Source organism: uncultured Aquincola sp. (genome assembly GCF_964001545.1).
Classification (GTDB): domain Bacteria; phylum Pseudomonadota; class Gammaproteobacteria; order Burkholderiales; family Burkholderiaceae_C; genus Aquincola.
On sequence record NZ_CAXFDV010000265.1, the window covers coordinates 1 to 2,462 of the forward strand.

Here is a 2,462-nt window from a genome sequence, read left to right on the forward strand (position 1 = left end):
CATGATCACGCTGGCCGACCTGCCGGGCGTGCTCACCGGCTGGCTGGGCCCGCTGGTGGAAAGCCCGCGGCTGCTGATGGCGGTGATGATGATCGTGCTGGTGCTGGTGGGCACGGCGCTGGACCTCACGCCCACCATCCTGATCTTCGCGCCGGTGATGCTGCCCATCGCCGTCAAGGCCGGCATCGATCCGGTGTACTTCGGGCTGATGTTCATCCTCAATGGCGCCATCGGCCTGATCACGCCGCCGGTGGGCACGGTGCTCAACGTGGTGGCGGGCGTGGGCCGGCTGCCGCTGCACCAGGTGATCAAGGGCGTGAACCCCTTCCTCATCACCTACACGCTGCTGCTGGCGCTGTTCGTGGTGTTCCCGCAGCTGGTCACCGCACCGGTGGCCTGGCTGCGTTGACCGTTCGCTTTTTTAGTAGGAGACAAGCATGAACTTCATCCGCCGCACCCTGCTGGCCGCCGCCTGCGTGGCCACCCTGGCCCCCGCCCTGGCACAGGCCCAGGACATCAAGCCGCGCCTGATCCGCTTCGGCTACGGCCTGAACGAGCAGAGCAACCAGGGCCGCGCCGCCAAGGTGTTTGCCGACGAGGTGGCCAAGCGCTCGGGCGGCAAGATGAAGGTGCGGGCCATCGGCGCCGCCGCCCTGGGCCCCGACACCCAGATGCAGCAGGCCCTGATCGGCGGCGCGCAGGAGATGATGGTCGGCTCCACCGCCACGCTGGTGGGCATCACCAAGGAAATGGCGCTGTGGGACACGCCCTTCCTCTTCAACAACGTGAAGGAAGCCGACGCCGTGCTCGACGGCCCCATCGGCCGCAAGGTGATGGACAAGCTGGAGGAAAAAGGTCTGGTGGGCCTGGCCTACTGGGAAAACGGCTTTCGCAACCTCACCAACAGCAAGCGCCCGGTCGCCAAGATGGAAGACCTGAACGGCGTGAAGCTGCGCGTGATGCAGAACAACGTGTACCTGGACAGCTTCAAGCTGCTGGGCGCCAACGCGGTGCCGCTGCCGTTCTCGGAGCTGTTCAGCGCGCTGGAAACCAACACGGTGGACGGCCAGGAGAACCCGTACAACACCATCCTGTCCAGCAAGTTCTATGAGGTGCAGAAGTACCTCAGCATCACCAACCACGTGTACAGCCCGTGGATCGTGACGGTGAGCAAGAAGTGGTGGGACGGCCTGAGCAAGGACGAGCAGAAGGTGCTGCGCGACGCCGCCATCGCCAGCCGCGACTTCGAGCGCAAGGACACCCGCGACGAAGCCGCCAAGGCACTGGCCGACCTGAAGGCCAAGGGCATGCAGATCAACGAGCTGCCGCCCGCCGAAGCCGCCCGCATGCGCGACAAGCTCACCCGCGTGAACGCCAGCATCGGCACCACCGTGGGCATGGACCTGTGGAACGAAACCCAGGCCGAGCTGGCCAAGCTGCGCGGCGCCAAGTAAGCCCGCCCGCGGCCGGCTGCGGGGTGGAGCCCTACACTCCCCCCCTGATGTGCAAACGCCTGCTGGCCTTGTTCCTTGCGTGCGTGCTGCTGTGGTCTGGCGCCACGGCGCATGAATCGCTGCTGATGCCGGTGGCCCACGACGCCACCACGGCCACCCCGCTGAACGCGGCGGCTGTGCCTGCCACCGACCCCGGTTCGGTGGCCGACCACCACCTGGACGACCAGCCCGCCCAGGCCCTGGGCGATGCGCCCACCGACACGCCGGCCCTGCCGCCCAGCGCGCCCGGCCTGCCGCCCTCGCCCACCCTGCCCGCTGCCGGCGCCCCCCACCGCGCTGCCGCCTGGGCCACCCATGTGCCCGAAGGCCCGCTGCGGCCACCCCGGCCAGCGGCCCGCGCGGCCACCCGCGCCATCGCTTAGGCCCGCGCGTCCGGGCCCGCGCCTTGCCCGCTCGCTGGCGTGCCTGCACGCCGGCCAGCCCTGCCCACCGGCGGCTGACTGCCGCCATCGATTGGCCCCTCACTCCGCCGCGCCCGGTCGCGGCCTGCTGCCCCCACCATGGAAATCGCCATACTTTTCGCCCTCATCGTGCTCAACGGGCTCTTTGCCATGTCGGAGATCGCGCTGGTCACCGCCCGCAAGGCCCGGCTGCAAAAGCTGATCGATGAGGGCGACGCGGCCGCCGCCGCGGCCGTGAAGCTGGGGGAAGACCCGACCCGCTTCCTGTCCACCATCCAGATCGGCATCACCTCCATCGGCGTGCTCAACGGCATCGTGGGTGAAGCCGCGCTGGCCGCACCACTGGCCGAGTGGCTCAGCGGCATCGGCGTGGCGCAGCCCTACAGCGGCTATGCCGCCACCGGCCTGGTGGTGGTGCTGATCACCTACTTCTCGATCGTGGCTGGCGAGCTGGTGCCCAAGCGCATCGGCCAGAGCAGCCCCGAGACGCTGGCCCGTCTGGTGGCGCGCCCCATCCACTGGCTGGCCGTGGCCACCAAGCCCTTCG

The 2,462-nt window shown here is 69.0% G+C and carries 4 protein-coding genes; all 4 read left to right on the top strand.

The features are described 5' to 3' along the window. A partial coding sequence (locus tag ABNT58_RS09200; protein WP_348753192.1) for a TRAP transporter large permease subunit occupies nucleotides 1–409 on the top strand: 409 nt, incomplete at its 5' end. A 28-nt stretch (nucleotides 410–437) separates the two neighbouring features. Further along, nucleotides 438–1,454 carry a TRAP transporter substrate-binding protein gene (locus ABNT58_RS09205; protein ID WP_348753193.1) on the top strand — a complete coding sequence of 339 codons (1,017 nt, stop codon included), beginning with the start codon at nucleotides 438–440 and terminating at the stop codon, nucleotides 1,452–1,454. Between the two features lie 47 nt (nucleotides 1,455–1,501). Beyond that, nucleotides 1,502–1,876: a hypothetical protein gene (locus ABNT58_RS09210; protein WP_348753194.1), complete on the top strand. Its 375-nt coding sequence runs from the start codon at nucleotides 1,502–1,504 to the stop codon at nucleotides 1,874–1,876. A 138-nt stretch (nucleotides 1,877–2,014) separates the two neighbouring features. Then, a partial coding sequence (locus ABNT58_RS09215) for a CNNM domain-containing protein (RefSeq protein ID WP_348753195.1) occupies nucleotides 2,015–2,462 on the top strand: 448 nt, incomplete at its 3' end.